An 18,691-nucleotide genomic window follows, 5' to 3' on the forward strand; every position below is an offset into this window, starting at 1 on the left:
ACTGGCTTATCAAGCACCCTGTTGAGTTCTCAAAGAACAACCACACACCGCCCAGAAACCCCACACCGTGGAGCCCCGACCCGGGGCATTTCCGCTCTGTCGTGACCGCCGCTCACGCGCCAGGCACTTTTACTACGTTACCCGGCGGATTTTCCCGTGTCAAACCGCTGTACCGCGGTTCATCACGCTTCAACCCCAATTCCGGGCACCACAATTCGACCGGCTTTCGCCGCTCTCATTCGTGGCTTCCAGCAGGCCGGCCGCTCGCGGTATCCCGCACGCTCGCCCGTTTCCCTGCCGGCTGATCAGCCTACCCGGTCGGTTTCGCCTCACCAAATCGACCCAGGGGTCGATCCGGGCTCCGCCCGGCCTGCGCTCCGGCCTCCCAGGTCTTTCGCCCTGTTTCGTCCGTTCCGCGCTGGCAGAGAGAAAGTTACGCCCCCGCCGAATTGGTCGTCAAATCCGTCGGACGCGTCCCGCGTCACATCCTCCATTCGCGACCGTCCGGAACGGGCGGGCGCGAGGAAAAGCGCAGTTCAGAGGGGCCAGGCCGGGGCCTGTCCCGGCCAGCCGACGACGACCAGCACGTCCGCCACCCCGCGATGCACGCCGACCACCGTCGGCGCCACCGGTGGGCAGCTGCCCGGAGCGGATCGCGAACAGGCGGGACCGCAGGGGCAGGGGTTCCACGCCGACCCGTTCTCCTGGCAGGGCATCAAGTCGCTGGTCTCCGGCCTGTCCCTTTATCTCGGCACGCCCCCAGCGCAGCGATGGGGACGCCGCTGGATCCTGGCGAGCGGGGCGCACCCATGGTCCGCAACGCCAGCCTCTTCCTGGCGTACAGCCCCGGCCTGGGCTTCCATGGAGGCCCGGCAGTTCGTCGCCGCCGGGGCCGAGTTCCGGGCCTGGAACGCCGCGCACACCGCCTACCAGGCCAACGTCCGCAACGCGCTGATCGACGCGGCGGGCCGGCCGGCGAGCGCCGCGGTGGCGGACTGTGCGCCCTCGAGGTGCCGGCGACCACCGAGCTGCTCGGCGGGGTTCCACCAGGGCGGGAGATGTACATCGGGATGGGGTTGGCCACCTACATCGAGCGCGTCGGCGGGCACGTCGCGGAGGCGCAGACGGTGATGTCGATGCTGCGCAGCGGCAACGTCCGCAGCTTCGCGTCGTCCGGCGAGAACCTGCGGCAGCTCAACTTTCTCGGGCACGGTGGACTTCCGCAAAACCGGGACAGCCGCCAAACTGCTCTGCGGCAACTTACCCGCTGGGTCGACGACAGCCGGGGCCTGGTGACCGCCGGGCCGTTCGGCGGTAACCTTGCGACCCCATCACGCCCCTCGTCGCGGTCCCCACTGCGCACGGCGGCCGACCGTACGGAGGATGGCTATGTCCAGCGGCGAGGAGCCGTTCGCCCCGCGCGACGACGCGACCTCGCGGCCGAGCTTCGAGCTCGCGCTGCGCGGCTACGACAAGCGGCAGGTGGACCGGTACGTCGAGCAGCTGGAGGGTCAGCTGGCGACCGTGACTGTTGACCGCGACCAGGCCACCAGCCGGATCCAGGGGCTGACCAGTCACATCCAGCGGGTGCAGGCCGAGCTGACCGAGCTGCGGCAGCGGCCGGCGCAGGTGGAGCGCGCCTCGTTCCGTGACCTGGGGCCGATGGTGGACCAGATCCTCGCGCTGGCCGAGAAGCAGGCCGGGGTGATCACCGAGACCGCGACGCAGCGGGCGGCCAGCCTCCAGGCCGAGGCGGAGAAGGTGCTGGTAGAGGCGCGGGAGCGGACCGCCCAGGCATTGCGCGACCTGGACGACGAGCTGTCCGCGCGCCGCGCCGAGCAGGAGAATGCGTACGAGGAGCTCCGGTCCGCGGCCGAGAAGGAGCTGACCGAGATCCACGAGCGGGCGGAGAAGCTGCGGGCCGACGGCGAGGCCGCGCACGAGCGCGCCCAGCAGGAGGCGAAGCGGATCAGCGAGCAGACCGCGAAGCAGATCACCCAGACCCGGGCGGCGTCCGAGGCGTTGACCAGGGCTGCCCGTACGCAGATCCAGCAGGAGATCCAGGCGGCGCGGACGCAGAGCCAGCAGGAGCTGGCCCAGTGGCAGGCCAACGGCGAGAAGGAGATCGCCGAGCGGCGGGCCGCCGCCGAGCAGGAGCTGGCCGAGCACAGGGCGGCGGCCGAGCAGGAGCTCACCAGTCAGCACAGCGCCGCGGAGCAGCAGATCCAGGCGCTGATCGCCGAGGCGCAGCAGTACGCCACGGAGGTGCGCCAACGCGCGGACGAGCAGGTGTCCGGCCACCACGAGCAGCTGACGGCGGTGCAGCAGGAGCTCGGGGAGCGGCAGCAGGCGCTGGCCCAGGTGCGCGAGGAGTTGGACACCGCCCAGCAGCAGCTCGCCGAGATCCAGCAGGAGGGGGACACCGTCGAGCGGGAACTCATGCAGGCGCAGCGACGCCTCGAGGAGGTCCGCCGGAGCCTCACGGTCGAGACGAAGCGTCTGGACGAGGCGCGGCAGGCGGCGGAGTCGGTGGAGCGGCACGCCAAGGACGTACGGGCACGGGTGCAGCGGGAGGCGAAGCGGGTGGCGAACCTGGCGGCCGCCGCGGTGATGGCGGCCGCCGCCGGTGGCGGGGAGACCGCCGAGTACCCGATGCTGGCGGTCCGTCCGGGGACGGAGCGGCCGGCCGAGGAGACGTCGGAGGAGCCGGTCGCCGAGCAGCCCGCTCCCGAGCAGCCCGATCTCGAGCCGTACGTCCCCGAGCAGCCCGCTCCCAAGCCGTACGTCCCCCAGCCGTACGTCCCGGCGGGGGCGCACCGGCCCGAGGCGGTGCCGAGCAGCTAGGGCGCGCCGGATGGCGTCGGCCGTGTCGGCGAGCGGCCAGGTGCGGTCCAGGACGCCGACGGCGCCGCCATGTCAAGAATTCTCTACACGCCGCGCCCGGCCCGCCGAAATCCCGTTGCCGCCGCCCCAGGCGGCCCATAGCCTGGCGGCCCATCGCTCCGACGTCCGAAGAAGGTGCGTTTCGTGCCCGTGCCCCGTGTGCTGACCGCGACCGCTCAGCTCGCGCCCGACCGCACGCACCCTTCGGACGTCAGGACTCTCCGACATGGATCTCGCACGTAGTTTCGTCATCCGCGAAGGCGACCTTCGCATCCTCAACCCGTTCGACGCCGGGAAGCTCGCCACCCTCGGGCGGGCCGTCAAACTGCGCCCCGGCACCTCGATCCTCGACCTGTGCAGCGGCAAGGGCGAACTGCTCTGCACCTGGGCCCGCGACCACGGCATCCACGGCACCGGGGTCGACATCAGCACCGCCTTCACCGCTGCGGCCCGGGAACGGGCGACGGCGCTGGGCGTGGCGGACCGGGTCCGCTTCGTGCACGGCGAGGCCGCCACCTTCGTACCCGACGGGCCGGTCGACGTGGCCGCCTGCGTCGGCGCCACCTGGATCGGCGGGGGCGTGCCCGGCACCATCGGCATCCTGGAGCGCAGCCTGCGCCCCGGCGGGATGCTGCTGATCGGCGAGCCGTACTGGCGGCTCGACCCGCCCGACGAGACCACCGTGCGGGCCTGCCACGCCGAGTCGAGGGACGAGTTCCACGACCTGCCCGGCCTGGTCCGACTCTTCGGGGACCAGGGCTGGGACCTGGTGGAGATGGTGCTCGCCGACCAGGACAGCTGGGACCGGTACGCCGCGGCGCACTGGCTCAACCTCCGCCGCTGGCTGGACGCCAACCCCGGCGACGACCTGGCGGCCGAGCTGCGGCAGGAGCTGACGGACGATCCGCTGCGCCACGTGCGCTACCAGCGGGAGTACCTCGGCTGGGGCGTGTTCGCGCTGCTCAAGCGCTGACCGGACGGTGGTGGCGCGCCGCCCGGGCGCGCCACCACCGCGTCACGCCGGGCGGACCGCCCGATCGGAGTCCATCCCGGCCGCGATCTCGTCGCGCACCCCACGCTGGAAGGCGCGGGCCTGCGTACCGCTCGGTGGGGTGCCACCGGCGCGGGCGGCGACGCACTGCGCGATCAGCTCGGCGTGCGGACCGGACCCGGCCAGCCGGCGACCGGCGGCGACCTTCGACAGCCACACCCCGTCCCGGACCCGGACCAGCGACCGGCAGGCCCCCAGCACGGCGTCCTCGGCGCCCGGCGCCGGCGCGTCGCCGCCGGGGGTGGGCAGGGCGAGCCACCAGCCCAGCGCGTCGACGAGCAGCCGACGCAGGTCCTCCGGGCACAGGTCGGCGAACGTCTCGGCGGCCGGCGGACCGAGCAGCGCGTACCCGCGCTGGTGCAGGATGCTGCGGTCCAGGCCGTACCAGAAGAGCCCGTCGGCAGCGGGCCGGTCCGCCGCGGACCAGGTCGCCCGGAACGGCATCCGCGGGCCGCTGTTCAGCTCGACCTCGAAGCCGGGCGCCGGGGTGCCGAAGCCGGCGACCGCGCGGGTGTAGACGACCAGTTCCAGCCCGCGCGCCGGGCACGGGAGCGCCTCGTGCCGCAGCCGGGCCACCAGGTCGCGCTTGGTCCGCTCCCCCAGGCCGCGCTGGCAGACCAGCGCCACGTCGACGTCGCTGCGGCCGGGCTGGTAGGCGTCCAGGCCGACCGAACCGGCGGCGTACGCGCCGACCAGGTCGTCCCCGAGGACCTGGCGGGCCGCGGCGACCAGGTCGGCGAGATAGCGGCGTACGGCGGCGTCCATGCCGGCCATGATGCCCCCGCGCCCCTGGTCAGCCGACGGCGGCGTCCTTGATGATCGCCTGACCCTTCACCAGCCAGGCGACGCCGAAGGCGAGCACGGCGAGCTGACCGTCACCTCCGGCGCGCCCGCCGCAGTGGGGAAGAGCGCCCCTGCGATCGCCAGCACCCCGGCGACGGAACTTCGAGGCGGCGGCTCACGTCGATACCCCAGTCGAATCCATCCGGCGACCGGCGTCAAGCCCGTGGGGCGCCGCCTCAGGCCTCAGGCTCCGGGCAGCAGACCGTCAACGCCCCCGGCACGACCTTCACCTTCAGCTTCGTCGCCGTGGTCCGCGCGCCGCCGTCCAGCTCGTAGGTCTTCGGCGCGGCGAAGCGCACCGTCACCTTCCGGCCCCGGGTGATCCGGACGAACGGCGAGTCCTCCGAGCGGCCGGTCGCCATCCGGCCGAGGGTCCGCGCCCAGTCGATCGCGCCGCTGGCGGTGGAGACGCCGATCTCCAGGGCGCCGTCGTCGGGGCGGGCGTCGTCGAAGGCGGGCACTCCCCCGGTGATGGTGCCGACGTTGCCGAACAGCACGCAGCTCGCCTCGCCGTCGAACCAGTCGGCGCCGTCGACCCGGATCCGGGTGCGAACGCACTCGCCCCGGACGTGCCGCAGCCCGGTCCAGACGTACGCGACGCGGCCGAGCTTTCCCTTGAGCTTGCGGTCGGCCTCCCGGATCAGGTCCCCGTCGAAGCCGGCGCCGGCCATCACCGCGAAGTGCTCGCCGTTGAGCTTGCCCAGGTCGAGCGTGCGACGCCGGCCGTGCAGGCCGATCCGGACCGCCTCGGCGAGGTCGGCGGGGATGCCGAGGTTGGTGGCGAAGAGGTTGGCGGTGCCGGCGGGCAGGATCGCCATCGCCGCGTCGCCGCCGGCCATCGCGTCCGCGCAGCGCTGCACCATGCCGTCGCCACCCCAGACGAAGACCAGGTCGACGCCCTTCTTCAGCGCCGCTCGTGCCTTCTTGGGCGCCTTGCGGCTCTTCGGCACCTCGTACCAGAGCAGGCGCTCGACCCCGGCGGCGACGAGGGTCGCGCGCAGCTCGTCGAGGCCGCCACCGAGGGTCTTCTTCCGGTGCGCGACGACCGCGACGGTGCCCACCTTCGGGGCGGTCGCGTCACGGGTGTCCGGGCTGGTCGCAGTACTCGTGCTCATGGCGTCGGTGGTACCCAGCCGGGCGCCGTCCCACGCATCCCGGTGACCGACGCGACGGCCAGCCGGCGCCGGGAACCGCTGTCCGTGCCGACGCGGATCGAGACCGATCGACATCGCCCTCGACGCTCGGACCGTCCGTCGCTGGCCCCGTGGTCGACCCCCCGGTCCCGGGTCACGAGTGGCGTCTGGCGTACACGCGTCCGGTGGGCCAGACTTGAGGCCCGACACCGAGGGACGGGGGCATGGACACCTCCACACAGGACGATGCGGCGGCGGCGTTCGTGCGGGAACTGACCCACTGGCGCCACCAGCGGGGACTGTCCAAGAAGGAGCTGGCCGGGCGGACCGGCTTCGACCCCTCGTACGTCAGCCACATCGAGAACGGCCGGCACCAGCCCACCGAGGAGTTCGCCCGCCGGGTCGAGCTGGTGCTCGACAGCGGCAACCGCATCTGGCAGCGGTACGTCGTCTTCGCCGGCACCCGGGGCCAGGGCGGCCGGTTCTCCGCCCTCGGCCCCACCGCCGTCCCGCCGCCCATCGGCTCGCACCTGCTGATCGAGGACGAGCAGGCCAACCTCTCCCTGGTCGACGGCTGGTACGAGTGTCGATTCCGCCGCGCTCTGCACAGCGTCGGCACCGAACCGATCACCCGGTACACCGTGCAGATCGACATCGACCGGTTCCCCGACGACCCGGCCCGCTCGACGACCTTCCACAGTCGCCACCCGTTGACCCTCGACGAGGTGGACTTCCGGGCCACGATCGGCGCCGACCAGCCCGAGCCGATGCGCTGGCGGGTGACCCGCAGTCGGGACGCCTTCGTCAAGATCGTGCTGATGTTCGACACCGGCGGCACGCCGCTGCCGCTCTATCCCGGGCAGCGCACCGTCGTGGACTACGCCTACCGGGTGCCGGTGTGGAAGTTCGGCGACTGGTTGCAGCGCGACATCCGGCTGCCGACCCGGCACCTGACCATCCGGCTCGACTTCCCCACCGCGACCCGACCCACCGTCTGGGGCAACGAGACCTCGTTCACCTCGGAGAGCACCGCCGAGGTCACCCCGCACCCGCGAAAAGGCGAGGGTGTCGTGGCGTACGAGTGGGCCGTTCCCCGGCCCCGGCTGCGCGCCCAGTACCGGGTGCACTGGCGCTACGGCGATCCGCGGGCCGCGCTGGCCGGCGCCGACCTGTTCACCGAGCCGGAGGCGCGCCCGGCGGTCTGTTGACCGGTCCCCTGCCGATCGCGCACCGGGATCACTGCTGCCGCAGGCCGTCCTCCTCGATCATCTTGGCCATCCACGCCTCGTTGGAGAGCGAGATGATCCGCTCGGCCTCCGTGACGAACGCGGCGTCGTCGGTCCAGCCGTGCCCGGCCTCGCGGGTCAGCCGCAGCCGGGTGAGCTGGTCGGCCGTCCGGGCGTACTCGATCTGCTGGTGCTCGTACTGCTGGGCGGCGCCGTAGCCGACCAGCGCCGTCGTCACGGTCGCCGCCACGCCCACCCAGGCGGTGAGCCCCGGCCGGCCGCCCAGCACCCCGGCCGTGGCGGCGAGCAGCGCCGCGGCGACCGTCACCGCCGTGGTGGCGTACCGGACCCGGGTCGCCAACCGGGCCATCCGCCGCGCCATCGGCAGGTAGTAGCCCTCGACCTGCCGGTCCACCCGGTGGGCCAGGTAGCCGGGCACGTCCGAGATGTCGGGCAGCGGCCGGGCGGCCGGCGCGGCGTCGAGGGTCACGCCGATGAGGTCGCCGGCGTCGTCCAGCAGACCGTCGACGCGCCGCAGCAGCACGGCCTCCCGATCGGCGCCGTCGAACGGCGCGACCCCGGCGAGGTGGCGGTGCACGTCGGCCTTGAGCGCCTCGGAGACGGACCGCAGTCGGGTCCAGCGCTGCACGGCGTCCCGGGACGCCGACCGGGCGGCCAGCGGCACCAGCAGCAGCGCGGCCGCGGCCACGATCGCCAGTACCCGGCCGGCCTGCTCGGTCTCGCCGAACTGGGTGGCCAGGGCGCCGGCCACGGCGGCCCCGGTGGTCAGGCCGGCGACCGCCCGGCGACCGCGGGTGATCCGGCGCTTGGCGACGTCGGCCGCCCGCGACCACGTGCCCTGCCGTTCCCACGCCTTCGTCACCGCACTCGACGTATCGATGTTGGTCACCCAAGGCATGGTAGGCCACCGACACCCGCCACGGGTCGCCGCGATCTCGCGGCCGGGGTGGCGCGGGGCCTGCTGGCGATAGGGTCGCCCACATGCGTAGCAAGCAGGAGCTGACCGAGGCCGTCCGGCGGGACCGGCGCGCGGCACTGGTGGTCAACGCCCACTCCCGCCGCGGCCGGCAGCGGTACGAGCACGTCCGGGCGCGGCTGGTGGCGGCCGGCTTCGACCTGCTCGGCACGTACCCGGTCGAGCACCCCGGCGGGCTGGAGCGCAGCCTCGCCGAGGCCGCTGACCTCGGGCCGGACCTGCTCGTGGCCGGGGGCGGCGACGGCACGCTCAGCGCCGCCGCGCGGCTGCTCGCCCACCGCGACATCGCGCTCGGGCTGCTGCCGCTGGGCACCACCAACAACTTCGCCCGCACCGTCGGCGTCCCGCTCGACCTGGCGGGCGCCGTCGCCGTCCTCACCCACGGCAAGGTGATCGACGTCGACCTCGGGCTCGCCGGCGACATGCGGTTCGCCAACCACGTCGGCGTCGGGCTCTCCGCCGACATCATGCGCCGCACGCCGCCCCGGCTGAAGCGGCTCACCGGGCGGCTCGCGTACCCGATGACCGCCGTGGCGCTGCTGCTCCGGCACCGCCCGCTGCGGGTCACGCTGAAGGTCGACGGCGCCACGCACGACCTGGTCACCCATCAGCTGTACGTGGCCAACGGCGGCTTCCACGCCGGCCGGCCGATCACCGCGGACGCCGACGCCGACGACCGGCTGCTGGTCGCGTACCCGGTCGGCGGCCCGGCCCGGCGCGACCTGCTGCGGCACGCCGCGCGCAACGCGGCCACCGGGGGCAGCCGCACCCTGGACCAGCGGCCCTTCCTCGCCGGTGGCGAGGTGTGGCTGGAGACCGACCGGCCGGCACGCGTCGAGGTCGACGGCGAGTTGTGCGGCCGGACGCCGCTGCGCATCGGCCTGGACGCCAACGCGTTACGCGTCATGGCGCCCGCCGACAGCGAGGACCGCTGACCGTCCGTCGACGGGCCCGGCGGGCCGCAGTCCACGGAGGAAGAACGCGATGAACGACCAGCCCGTCGCCGTGGTGACCAGCGCGAATTTCTGCCCGGCGCCCGCCGGGAGCACGCACCGCGCCGCAGTTGCGGCCGTTTCACCGACACACCCCTCTGGTACGCGGGCACAGAACCGCCTTCCGCCACGCAGATGCGGGCCGCTAGGCTGACCCGGTGACCGTGTTCCGGATCAGCGAGGCGGCCGAACTGCTGGGCGTCAGCACCGACACGGTGCGCCGCTGGGTGGACGCCGGCCGGCTGGCCGCCAGCCGCGACGAGCACGGCCACCGGCTGATCGACGGCGTCGACCTGGCCGGGTTCGTCCGCGCCCAGGCCGCCGGGCCGGACGGCGGGGCGGAGTTCTCCTCGGCCCGCAACCGGCTGCGCGGCATCGTCACCGCCGTCGTCCGCGACACGGTGATGGCGCAGGTCGACATCCAGGCCGGACCGTTCCGGATCGTCTCGCTGATGAGCCGGGAGGCGGTCGACGAGCTGGACCTGCGGGTCGGCTCGGTGGCCGTCGCCGTGATCAAGTCGACCACCGTCGTGGTGGAACGGGCCGCCCCCGGCGGTGGCGGAAGGGGAAGGAACTGATGACCGCACGTCGGCTCGCAGCCACCCTGGCCGTGCTCGCGACGCTGGCCCTGGCCGGCTGCGGCGGCGGGAGCACCGCGCCCTCAGGCGACGCGGACGCGGTGACCGGGACGGTGACGGTGTTCGCCGCGGCGTCGCTGACCGAGTCGTTCACCACCCTGGGCCGGCAGTTCGAGGCCGCCCACCCCGGCGCGACGGTCACCTTCAACTTCGCCGGCAGCTCCGCCCTGGCCACCCAGATCAACCAGGGCGCGCCGGCCGACGTGTTCGCCGCCGCCGCCGCGACGAACATGGCCACGGTGACCGAAGCCGGCAACGCCGAGGGCGCTCCCGCCGCCTTCGCCCGCAACCAGCTCGTCATCGCCGTGCCCAAGGGAAACCCACAGAAGATCACCGGGCTGGCCGACCTGACCGGGCCGGAGGTGAAGGTCGCGCTCTGCGCCGCACAGGTGCCCTGCGGCGCGGCGGCGACGAAGGCCCTCGACGCGGCGACCGTGCGACTGACCCCGGTGACGCTCGAGCAGGACGTCAAGGGCGCCCTGTCGAAGGTGAAGCTCGGCGAGGTCGACGCCGCGCTGGTCTACCGCACCGACGCCCGGGCCGCCGCCGACGCCGTCGACGGCGTGGAGTTCCCCGAGTCCGCCGGCGCGGTCAACGACTACCCGATCGTGGCGCTCACGGACGCCCCCAACCCGGCCGGCGCGCGGGCCTTCGTCGCGTACGTCCGCTCCGACCAGGGCCGGGCCGTGCTCACCCGGGCCGGCTTCCAGGCGCCGTCCGGCTCCTGATGCCGCTCGTCGACGAGACGCCGGTCCGGCGACCGCGTGTTCCCGGGCGGCGGGTGCCGGTGGCGCTGCTCGTGCCGGCCACCCTCGGGCTGCTGTTCCTGGTGCTGCCGCTGGGCGGGCTGCTGCTGCGTACCCCGTGGGCGTCGCTGCCGGAGCGGCTGAGCGCGCCGGGCGTGCTCACCGCCCTGCGGCTGTCCCTGCAGTGCGCCACCCTCGCCACGCTGCTCTGCCTGGCACTCGGCGTACCCCTGGCCTGGCTGCTGGCCCGGGTGGAGTTCCCCGGCCGGCGGCTGGTGCGGGCGCTGGTCACCGTGCCGCTGGTGCTGCCGCCGGTGGTCGGCGGCGTCGCGTTGGTGCTGGTCTTCGGCCGCCGGGGGCTGCTCGGCGGCTGGCTGGACAGCACGTTCGGCCTCACCCTGCCGTTCACCACCACCGGCGTGGTGCTCGCCGAGGCGTTCGTCGCGATGCCGTTCCTGATCATCGCGGTGGAGGGGGCGCTGCGCGGCGCCGACAGCCGGTACGAGGAGGCCGCCGCCACCCTCGGCGCCGGCCGCTGGACCACCTTCACCCACGTCACGCTGCCGCTGGTCGCCCCGGGCGTCGCCGCCGGCGCGGTGCTCTGCTGGGCCCGCGCGCTCGGCGAGTTCGGCGCCACCATCACCTTCGCCGGCAACTATCCCGGCCGCACCCAGACCATGCCGCTGGCCGTCTACCTGGCGCTGGAGACCGACCTGGACGGCGCCATCGTGCTCAGCCTGATCCTGCTCACCGTGTCGGTGGCGATCCTCGCCGGGCTGCGCGACCGCTGGATCACCAGCCCGTGACCGGCCCGCTGCTCGACTCGCACCTGGTGGTCGACCGGGGCGCGTTCCGGCTCGACGCCCGGGTCTCGGTCGGCGCCGGCGAGGTGGTCGCGCTGCTCGGCCCGAACGGCGCCGGCAAGACCACCTCCCTGCGCGCGCTGGCCGGGCTGCAACCGCTCACCGCTGGGCACGTCCGCCTCGACGGGGTGGAGCTGGACCGGCCCGACCGGCGGGCCTGGGTGCCGCCGGAGCGCCGGCGGGTCGGCGTGGTCTTCCAGGACTACCTGCTCTTCCCGCACCTCAGCGCGCGGGACAACGTGGCGTTCGGGCCCCGCCGGCAGGGCCTGGACCGGCGGGCCGCCCGGGACCGGGCCGCCGGCTGGCTGGACCGGGTCGGCCTCGCCGGGTACGCCCGGCACCGGCCACGGCAGCTCTCCGGCGGGCAGGCCCAGCGCGTCGCCCTCGCCCGGGCGCTCGCCGTACATCCGACGTTGCTGCTGCTCGACGAGCCCCTCGCGGCGCTGGACGCCCGGACCCGGCTGGACACCCGGGCCCAGCTGCACCGGCACCTGGCCGATCACCCCGGCGCGGCGCTGCTGGTCACCCACGACCCGCTCGACGCCCTCGCGCTGGCCGACCGGCTGGTCATCGTCGAGGACGGCCGGGTGGTCCAGGAGGGGGACGCGGCGAGCGTGACCGCCCGGCCGCGCACCGACTACGTGGCCCGCCTGGTCGGGCTCAACCTCTACCGCGGCCGCGCCGACGGCCATCTGGTGCACCTCGGCGACGGCTTCGCCATCGCCGCCGCCGACCGGCTCGACGGGGACGCCTTCGTGGTGTTCCCGCCGGCCGCGGTGGCCCTGCACCCGCACCGCCCCGAGGGCAGCCCGCGCAACACCTGGCCCGCCACCGTCGCGGGGGTGCAGCGGCACGGCGACAACCTGCGGGTCCAGCTCACCGGCGCGGTCACCGCCGCCGCCGACGTCACTCCGGCCGCCGCGGCGCAGCTGCGGCTGGTGCCCGGGCAGCGGGTGTGGGCGGCGGTGAAGGCGGCCGAGACCCGCGCGTACCCGGCCGGGTCGCCCTAGCGGGTCTCGGCCGCGACGAAGGCCGGCCCTCAGGCGCCGTTGCCGGCCTCGCGCTCGAAGACGTCCGGGACGCCATCGTGGTCCTCGTCGACGGTCTCCACCTCGTGCACCCGACGGTAGAAGCGGCTGCGGGCCCGCAGGATCACCGTCGCCAGCAGCGCGGAGAGCAGCGAGCCGGTGAGCACCGCGACCTTGACGTGGTCGTCGCGCTCGCTGCCCAGCCCGAATGCGAGTTCGCCGATCAGCAGCGACACGGTGAAGCCGATCCCGCCCAGCAGGGCCAGCCCGAGCACGTCGAGCCAGTTCAGGCCCTTGTCAAGGTCGGCCCGGGTGAACCGGGAGACCAGCCAGGTGGCGGTCAGGATGCCGATCGGCTTGCCGACGACCAGGCCAGCCACGATGCCCACCGCGACCCGGTCGGTCAACGCGGTGGCCAGGCCGGCGAGCCCGCCGACCGTCACCCCGGCGGAGAGGAACGCGAAGACCGGCACCGCGACCCCGGCGGAGAGCGGCCGGAACCGGTGCTCGAAGTGCTCGGCCAGGCCCGGGCCGGCGTCCGGGCCGCCGGCAGCCTCGCTGCGGATCACCGGGACGCTGAACGCCAGCAGCACCCCCGCCACGGTCGCGTGCACCCCGGAGGCGTGGACCAGCGCCCAGGTCACCGCGGCCAGCGGGAGCAGCAGCCACCAGGACCGCACCCGCCGCCGCACCAGCACCGCGAAGATCGCCAGCGGGACCAGCGCGGCGGCCAGCGGCAGGACCGCCAGGCTGGAGGTGTAGAAGACGGCGATGATGACGATGGCCAGCAGGTCGTCCACGACGGCCAGGGTGAGCAGGAAGGTGCGCAGCGCCGACGGCAGGAAGCGCCCGGCCACGGCCAGCACGGCCAGCGCGAAGGCGATGTCGGTGGCCGTCGGGATCGCCCATCCCTTGACCGCGCCCGCCCCGGCGGCCCCGGCGATCAGGGTGAACAGCAGCGCGGGGACGAGCACCCCGCCCACCGCCGCAGCCACCGGCACCGCCGCGCGGCGCGGGTCCCGCAGATCACCGGCGACGAACTCGCGCTTGAGTTCCAGCCCGGCGACGAAGAAGAAGATCGCCAGCAGTCCGTCCGCCGCCCAGGTGGCGAGGCTGAGGTCGAGGTGCAGGGACGCCGGGCCGAACGTGACGTCCCGCAGCGACCGGTAGCCGTCCGCCCAGGGCGAGTTCGACCAGATCAACGCCACCAGCGCGCCGACCAGCAGGAGTGCCCCGCCGACCGTCTCCTTGCGGAGGATGGCGGATATCCGGCTGGTCTCGCCCCAGGAGAGTCGGGCGAACAGGATGGCACGGCGCCGGGTGGCGTCGGTCACGGGGTCTCCTCGTCGGCAGGGGTCACGTCGTCCCATCGCCGACCAGACTTCCCGGCACACCAGGGCCAACCCTATCCCCGTGCGGTCGCGCGAATGCAGGTCCCGGGTCTTGCCGGCGGCCCACTGCTGGCTCCTACCCGCCGGACCGCTCCGGAGAACCCGCCGGCCGGTCCGGACACGACGACGCCCGGCCGGTGGACCGGCCGGGCGTCGTCGGTGCGGTGGTGCGCCCTCGATGAGGGGCGATGCGTCAGAGGCTGAGCTTCTGACCCGGGAAGATCAGGCCCGGGTCGGCGCCGACGACGCGCTTGTTGCGCTCGTACAGCGCCTGCCAGCCACCGGCCAGGTCCTTCGCGTCGGCGATCTGCGACAGGGTGTCGCCCGGCCGCACCACGTACGTGTCGCCGCTGGACGCCGGAGCGCTGCGCCGCTCGCTGCGGCTGTTGCCCTGCTTCTGCTGGGCGGACCGCTCGGTCTTCTTCGACTTGGCGGTCGACCGCGACTCGGAGCGCCGCTCCGACTTCTGCGGCTTCTCCGACTTCTCGGAGCCGCTGGAGTAGCTCTTCGTCGAGCCACCCTTCTTGCCGCACACCGGCCAGGCGCCGATGCCCTGGCCATCGAGCACCCGCTCGGCGATCGCGATCTGCTCGCCACGGCTGGCCAGGTCGGCACGGGAGGCGTACTTCTTGCCGCCGTAGCCGGACCAGGTGCCCTGCGAGAACTGCAGGCCACCGTAGTAGCCGTTCCCGGTGTTGATGTGCCAGTTGCCGCCGGACTCGCACTGGGCGATCGCGTCCCAGTTGACGCTGGCGGCGCTGGCCGGAGCGGCCGGCGCCAGAACGGCGGCGATCCCGGTGACCGCGCCGACGGCGAGCGTGCCGACGGCGACCCGGCGCGAGCTGACCCGTCGGTGACGGGCGGTGTGTTCAGTTGCCATCTGTGATCCTCCACGCCGACGAGGTGAGCTGTCGGGTTCGGGCCGAGGAGCCCGGCCGCCGCAGGCGGCTTCACCCCGAGGTGACGTGCACCGAAGAACGTGTGGGTCCCCCGCTCCATGCCAGTTGCCTTGGTCCCGGTCGGCGGCATGGATTAGGCGTTACCGACCGTGGTGTCCGCGATGGCGGACCAGAACGACGTTAGGAGCCGTTTCGGCCGATTGCCCACTTCTTGTGAAGTTCTTCACCCGGTCAGGCGAAGGGGCGACCTCCCGAGTTGCGGACCGTCCACAGGCGTAGACAATCCCGTCCTCAGTGTGGTGACCGCTGGCCCTGGCTGGCGGCTGCGGTCTCCCCCGTGCGGCTCAACTCGCCGGGCTGGAGCTGAACCGCACTGGGGCTCCACACCTCCACCCGATCACCCACCACTCTGGCCAGCAGGCACGCGCCGCGCCGGTCCGCGCGCAGCGCCAGTCCGACATGGCCGCCGGCGGTGGCGACGTCCCGGCGTACCCGGGGGTCGAGCGCGAGACCGTCGAGGACCGCGCCGACGGACGCCACGGTGGCGGCGGTGCCGGTCGGCAACTCCCGGCGCAGCCGCTCGGCAGGGTGGCCTCGGGGCGCGGGGTGACCGGGGCGGTGGCCGGACAGTCCACCTCGGCCACCGGGTCCGCCGTCTCGCCCTGGTACCGGAGGCGGTAACAGAGCGTCACCTCGGCATGCCCGCTCTCCGACCCGTCCCAGTTCATTGTGGTGGCCTCGCTTTGCGTCCGGACGATCAGTGACACGCCGTCGCCTTCATCCCGGGTGGTGCGCGGAGCGCCATCAGCTTGCTCCCCTGCCGCCCGGTCACGGCCCGGCCGAACTCGTCGGCCTGCCACGGCCGCCCCCGCGCGATCGCGGCGGTCACCTCGCCCAGTCGGGCCCGCGCCCGCCAGGCTGCAAGGCGTCCTGGCATACGCCGCCCTCGACCTGGGGAACGCCGAGGCTGCCATGACGCACGCGCAACGCCCCTGGACATGCGGGATCAGCCTGATCTTGCTGGCAGGTGGGGTCGACGCGGAACGAGCTGCCCGACAGACGCCCATCACCGGCAAGTCGTACACCACTTCCATGGACGCCACCGTGCGTGGCTCAGCCGCGCGTCAAGCGCGTGGCGTGGTTCGTCTCCTCAGGTGAGACCTCACTGCGTCGGCTGATGCGTAGTTGCCACCGCGTGTGCGCGCCTTCCGGACCGGGCAGTTGACCGCGGGACAGCGCCAGGTCGATGCGCTGCCGGACGGTGTCTTCCAGCTCCGGTTCGGCAGCGAACAGAATCCTCAGACGCACCTCACCGTCGCTCCGATCCGCACGGGTGTGGTGCGAGGCCAAGGGGCATGGCGGCTCGTGTTCCCAATGGCCGCACAAGGCCATAGTGATCGCCGCACCGGGAGCCTGCGTGTCGGCGTCCGGCGCCATGAGGAGAATCGCCTCGTGAGCGAACGCCTGCCGCATGCGATCAGTATGCCGGGTGCCATCGCCGCAGCTCATGTCCCGTGACAGAACACCCGGCGACGGCCACAGACTGCCGAGCTGCGCTCTATCAGATCAAGGCGGCCCGCAGGCCACCTCCGGCCGGCATTGGCCGGGCCGGCCGGCCACACTGACGGAACATGAGACAAGGAGATCGCTGGGAGTGCCAAGCGGTCCTCACCAGCTGGGCACGAAGTACGGCCGATGGTCCAGGCGCCGGGAGCCTCTGCCAAAGCCCCTGGCCTGGCCGAGCCGGGACGATCGCCGACAGGGCTGGTCGCCCCCCCGAGGTTGGGGTGATCGCTGCCGCGCAGCAGAGCTGCCTGCCCCCGAGTCTCCTGGGAGCGCGGCCCGCGGTTTCGATGACGACGAGGACCAGGGTGTGTGCGGCCCGGCGAGCGGACGGTGGGGCGCGACCACAGAGGCCGGCGTCCGCTGGTACCAGGACATGCGCGGGCTCGCCGTCGACGGCGTGGTCGGCCGCGCCACCTGGGCCGCGATGGGCGGCCGGGCCACCTTCTGAGCAGCGGCCCCGACCGAGTGGGACGCACCCGGTCGGGGCCGCGCTGGTCAGATGGTCCGGGCCAGCCGGTCGGCGAGAAGCCGGGCGAACCGGGCCGGGTCGGCCAGGTCACCTCCCTCGGCGAGCAGCGCCATGCCGTACAGCAGCTCGGCGGTCTCGGTCAGTGCCGGCGCGTCGTCGCCCCGCTCGTGCGCGGCGCGCAGGCCGGTGACCAGCGGGTGGGTCGGATTGAGCTCCAGGATCCGCTTGACCGGGGGCAGCTCCTGGCCCATCGCGCGGTACATCTTCTCCAGCGTCGGCGTGATGTCGTGCGCGTCGCCGACGACGCAGGCCGGGGAGGTGGTCAGCCGGGAGGAGAGGCGGACCTCCTTGACGCTGTCGGAGAGCGCATCGCCGAGGAAGGCCAGCAGGGCGGCGTACTCCTGGGCCCGCTTCTCCCGCTCGGCCTCGGCGTCGGTGCGCTCCTGCTCCGTGTCGAGGTCGACCTGGCCCTTGGCGATCGAGCGCAGCGGACGGCCGTCGAACTGGGCGACCCGCTCCACCCACACCTCGTCGACCGGGTCGGTGAGCAGCAGCACCTCGTAGCCCTTGGCCCGGAACGCCTCCAGGTGTGGCGAGTTCTCGAGCGTCGCCCGGGTCTCGCCGGTGGCGTAGTAGATCTCGGCCTGCCCGTCCTTCATCCGGTCGACGTAGTCGCGCAGGCTGGTCGGCTCGGCGGCGTCGTGGGTGGAGGCGACGGAGACGATGTCGAGGATCGCGTCCTGGTTGTCCGGGTCCTCGATCAGCCCTTCCTTGACCGCCCGGCCGAACTCGGACCAGAAGGTCCGGTAGCGCTCGCCGTGCGCGGTGCGCATCTCCTTGACGGTGGAGAGCACCTTGCGGACCAGCCGGCGGCGGACGATCTGGATCTGCCGGTCCTGCTGGAGGATCTCCCGGGAGATGTTCAGTGACAGGTCGTGCGCGTCCACCACACCCTTGACGAAGCGCAGGTAGTTCGGCATGAGCGCGGCGCAGTCGTCCATCACGAACACCCGCTTGACGTACAGCTGGACGCCGCGCCGGCCGTCGGCCATGAACAGGTCGAAGGGCGCGTGCGAGGGGATGAAGAGCAGCGCCTCGTACTCGAAGACGCCCTCGCCGCGCATGTGGATGGTCTCCAGCGGGTCGGTCCAGTCGTGGCTGACGTGCCGGTAGAAGTCGTGGTACTCCTCCTCGGCCACCTCGTCGCGCGGGCGGGCCCAGAGCGCCTTCATCGAGTTGAGCGTCTCGACCGTGGGCTCGGCCCCGTCGGCGCCGGGCACCGTCGTCCGGATCGGCCAGGCGATGAAGTCGGAGTACCGCTTGACGACCTCGCGGATCTTGGCCCGGTCGGTGTAGTCGAAGAGGTTGTCCTCGTCGTCGGCCGGCTTGAGGTGCACGGTGACCGCGGTGCCCTGCGGGGCGTCGTCGACCCTCTCGACGACGTACGTGCCCTCGCCGGTGGACTCCCATCGGGTGCCCTCGGCCTGCCCGGCGCGGCGGGTCAGCAGGGTGACCCGGTCGGCGACCATGAAGGTCGAGTAGAAGCCGACGCCGAACTGGCCGATCAGGTCCTGGCTGGCGGCCTCCCTGGACTCCTTGAGCCGGCGCAGCAGCTCGGCGGTGCCGGAGCGGGCGATGGTGCCGATCAGCGACACGACGTCCTCGCGGGACATGCCGATGCCGTTGTCGCGCACGGTCAGCGTCCGCGCCGCCGGGTCGACGTCGATCTCGATGTGCAGGTCGGAGGTGTCGACGTCGAGCTCCTTGTCGACCAGCGATTCCAGCCGTAGCTTGTCCAGCGCGTCGGAGGCGTTGGAGATCAGCTCGCGGAGGAAGACGTCCTTGTGCGAGTAGATGGAGTGCACCATCAGCTGCAGCAGCTGACGGGTCTCCGCCTGGAACTCCAAGGTCTCGGTCCGACCGCTCACACCAACCTCCTCGTGCCTACGTCTCAGGTCCGCGGACA

General features: G+C 73.3%; 19 protein-coding genes and 1 riboswitch. Of the genes, 10 read left to right on the forward strand and 9 right to left on the reverse strand.

Annotated elements, in window-relative coordinates; translation table 11 throughout:
• The 3 genes from ACLQ2U_RS28865 to ACLQ2U_RS28875 form a co-directional block, all read left to right on the forward strand.
• Positions 1-305 (forward strand): hypothetical protein (locus ACLQ2U_RS28865; protein WP_425754055.1); only part of this gene is annotated, 305 nt, incomplete at its 5' end.
• A 1,084-nt stretch (positions 306-1,389) separates the two neighbouring features.
• Positions 1,390-2,844, forward strand: a complete 1,455-nt coding sequence (locus tag ACLQ2U_RS28870) for a hypothetical protein (protein WP_425754113.1) — start codon at positions 1,390-1,392, stop codon at positions 2,842-2,844.
• Between the two features lie 265 nt (positions 2,845-3,109).
• Complete coding sequence (locus ACLQ2U_RS28875) at positions 3,110-3,856, forward strand: SAM-dependent methyltransferase (protein WP_425754056.1); 747 nt, start codon at positions 3,110-3,112, stop codon at positions 3,854-3,856.
• A 42-nt stretch (positions 3,857-3,898) separates the two neighbouring features.
• Here ACLQ2U_RS28875 and ACLQ2U_RS28880 read toward each other — a convergent pair whose 3' ends face one another.
• A complete protein-coding gene (locus ACLQ2U_RS28880; protein ID WP_425754057.1) occupies positions 3,899-4,699 on the reverse strand; it encodes a nucleotidyltransferase domain-containing protein in 801 nt (266 codons plus the stop codon).
• Positions 4,700-4,953: 254 nt separating this feature from the next.
• On the reverse strand, positions 4,954-5,892 hold the full coding sequence (locus ACLQ2U_RS28885; RefSeq protein ID WP_425754058.1) for a diacylglycerol/lipid kinase family protein: 939 nt from the start codon (positions 5,890-5,892) through the stop codon (positions 4,954-4,956).
• 242 nt (positions 5,893-6,134) lie between these two features.
• Here ACLQ2U_RS28885 and ACLQ2U_RS28890 point away from each other — a divergent pair, with 242 nt between their 5' ends.
• Positions 6,135-7,118 carry a helix-turn-helix domain-containing protein gene (locus ACLQ2U_RS28890; protein ID WP_425754059.1) on the forward strand — a complete coding sequence of 328 codons (984 nt, stop codon included), beginning with the start codon at positions 6,135-6,137 and terminating at the stop codon, positions 7,116-7,118.
• Positions 7,119-7,146: 28 nt separating this feature from the next.
• On the opposite strand, the gene ACLQ2U_RS28895 is transcribed toward ACLQ2U_RS28890, so the two are convergent.
• Positions 7,147-8,046 carry a DUF4231 domain-containing protein gene (locus ACLQ2U_RS28895; RefSeq protein WP_425754060.1) on the reverse strand — a complete coding sequence of 300 codons (900 nt, stop codon included), beginning with the start codon at positions 8,044-8,046 and terminating at the stop codon, positions 7,147-7,149.
• 92 nt (positions 8,047-8,138) lie between these two features.
• On the opposite strand from ACLQ2U_RS28895, the gene ACLQ2U_RS28900 reads away from it, so the two are divergent.
• The 5 genes from ACLQ2U_RS28900 (at position 8,139) to ACLQ2U_RS28920 (ending at position 12,382) form a co-directional block, all read left to right on the forward strand.
• Entirely contained in the window at positions 8,139-9,068 is a 930-nt protein-coding gene (locus ACLQ2U_RS28900) for a diacylglycerol/lipid kinase family protein (protein ID WP_425754061.1), read from the forward strand.
• Positions 9,069-9,283: 215 nt separating this feature from the next.
• Positions 9,284-9,703 carry a TOBE domain-containing protein gene (locus ACLQ2U_RS28905; RefSeq protein ID WP_425754062.1) on the forward strand — a complete coding sequence of 140 codons (420 nt, stop codon included), beginning with the start codon at positions 9,284-9,286 and terminating at the stop codon, positions 9,701-9,703.
• The gene (modA, locus tag ACLQ2U_RS28910; RefSeq protein WP_425754063.1) at positions 9,703-10,491 is read left to right on the forward strand and encodes a molybdate ABC transporter substrate-binding protein; all 789 of its coding nucleotides are present in this window, start codon (positions 9,703-9,705) and stop codon (positions 10,489-10,491) included. The genes ACLQ2U_RS28905 and modA overlap by 1 nt, the downstream gene beginning before the upstream one ends.
• Positions 10,491-11,315, forward strand: a complete 825-nt coding sequence (gene modB, locus ACLQ2U_RS28915; protein WP_425754064.1) for a molybdate ABC transporter permease subunit — start codon at positions 10,491-10,493, stop codon at positions 11,313-11,315. Before modA ends, modB begins: the two co-directional genes overlap by 1 nt.
• Positions 11,312-12,382, forward strand: coding sequence for an ABC transporter ATP-binding protein (locus ACLQ2U_RS28920; RefSeq protein ID WP_425754065.1), 1,071 nt, complete (start codon positions 11,312-11,314; stop codon positions 12,380-12,382). Before modB ends, ACLQ2U_RS28920 begins: the two co-directional genes overlap by 4 nt.
• Before the next feature lie 29 nt (positions 12,383-12,411).
• Here the strand turns inward: ACLQ2U_RS28920 and nhaA are convergent, their stop codons facing one another.
• The 5 genes from nhaA to ACLQ2U_RS28945 all read right to left on the reverse strand — a co-directional run bounded on the left by nhaA (position 12,412) and on the right by ACLQ2U_RS28945 (position 16,163).
• The gene (gene nhaA / locus ACLQ2U_RS28925) at positions 12,412-13,734 is read right to left on the reverse strand and encodes a Na+/H+ antiporter NhaA (protein ID WP_425754066.1); all 1,323 of its coding nucleotides are present in this window, start codon (positions 13,732-13,734) and stop codon (positions 12,412-12,414) included.
• Between the two features lie 250 nt (positions 13,735-13,984).
• A complete protein-coding gene (locus tag ACLQ2U_RS28930; RefSeq protein ID WP_425754067.1) occupies positions 13,985-14,671 on the reverse strand; it encodes a transglycosylase family protein in 687 nt (228 codons plus the stop codon).
• Positions 14,670-14,840, reverse strand: a riboswitch (cyclic di-AMP (ydaO/yuaA leader). Its footprint overlaps the gene before it by 2 nt.
• 141 nt (positions 14,841-14,981) lie before the next feature.
• Entirely contained in the window at positions 14,982-15,230 is a 249-nt protein-coding gene (locus tag ACLQ2U_RS28935) for a hypothetical protein (protein WP_425754068.1), read from the reverse strand.
• Between the two features lie 217 nt (positions 15,231-15,447).
• A complete protein-coding gene (locus tag ACLQ2U_RS28940) occupies positions 15,448-15,627 on the reverse strand; it encodes a hypothetical protein (protein WP_425754069.1) in 180 nt (59 codons plus the stop codon).
• Positions 15,628-15,803: 176 nt separating this feature from the next.
• Complete coding sequence (locus tag ACLQ2U_RS28945; RefSeq protein ID WP_425754070.1) at positions 15,804-16,163, reverse strand: hypothetical protein; 360 nt, start codon at positions 16,161-16,163, stop codon at positions 15,804-15,806.
• A gap of 400 nt (positions 16,164-16,563) precedes the next feature.
• Here ACLQ2U_RS28945 and ACLQ2U_RS28950 point away from each other — a divergent pair, with 400 nt between their 5' ends.
• Positions 16,564-16,704: a peptidoglycan-binding domain-containing protein gene (locus tag ACLQ2U_RS28950; protein WP_425754071.1), complete on the forward strand. Its 141-nt coding sequence runs from the start codon at positions 16,564-16,566 to the stop codon at positions 16,702-16,704.
• A 47-nt stretch (positions 16,705-16,751) separates the two neighbouring features.
• On the opposite strand, the gene htpG is transcribed toward ACLQ2U_RS28950, so the two are convergent.
• Complete coding sequence (htpG, locus tag ACLQ2U_RS28955; RefSeq protein ID WP_425754072.1) at positions 16,752-18,653, reverse strand: molecular chaperone HtpG; 1,902 nt, start codon at positions 18,651-18,653, stop codon at positions 16,752-16,754.
• Positions 18,654-18,691: the final 38 nt, after the last annotated feature.

Source organism: Micromonospora sp. DT47 (assembly GCF_049844475.1).
GTDB lineage: Bacteria > Actinomycetota > Actinomycetes > Mycobacteriales > Micromonosporaceae > Micromonospora.

Coding starts and splice junctions, on each gene's coding strand:
- ACLQ2U_RS28870 (WP_425754113.1), top strand. CDS start 1,390: ATGTCCAGCGGCGAGGAGCCGTTCGCCCCGCGCGACGACGCGACCTCG.
- ACLQ2U_RS28875 (WP_425754056.1), top strand. CDS start 3,110: ATGGATCTCGCACGTAGTTTCGTCATCCGCGAAGGCGACCTTCGCATC.
- ACLQ2U_RS28880 (WP_425754057.1), bottom strand. CDS start 4,699: ATGGACGCCGCCGTACGCCGCTATCTCGCCGACCTGGTCGCCGCGGCC.
- ACLQ2U_RS28885 (WP_425754058.1), bottom strand. CDS start 5,892: ATGAGCACGAGTACTGCGACCAGCCCGGACACCCGTGACGCGACCGCC.
- ACLQ2U_RS28890 (WP_425754059.1), top strand. CDS start 6,135: ATGGACACCTCCACACAGGACGATGCGGCGGCGGCGTTCGTGCGGGAA.
- ACLQ2U_RS28900 (WP_425754061.1), top strand. CDS start 8,139: ATGCGTAGCAAGCAGGAGCTGACCGAGGCCGTCCGGCGGGACCGGCGC.
- modA (WP_425754063.1), top strand. CDS start 9,703: ATGACCGCACGTCGGCTCGCAGCCACCCTGGCCGTGCTCGCGACGCTG.
- modB (WP_425754064.1), top strand. CDS start 10,491: ATGCCGCTCGTCGACGAGACGCCGGTCCGGCGACCGCGTGTTCCCGGG.
- ACLQ2U_RS28930 (WP_425754067.1), bottom strand. CDS start 14,671: ATGGCAACTGAACACACCGCCCGTCACCGACGGGTCAGCTCGCGCCGG.
- ACLQ2U_RS28940 (WP_425754069.1), bottom strand. CDS start 15,627: ATGCCAGGACGCCTTGCAGCCTGGCGGGCGCGGGCCCGACTGGGCGAG.
- ACLQ2U_RS28945 (WP_425754070.1), bottom strand. CDS start 16,163: ATGCGGCAGGCGTTCGCTCACGAGGCGATTCTCCTCATGGCGCCGGAC.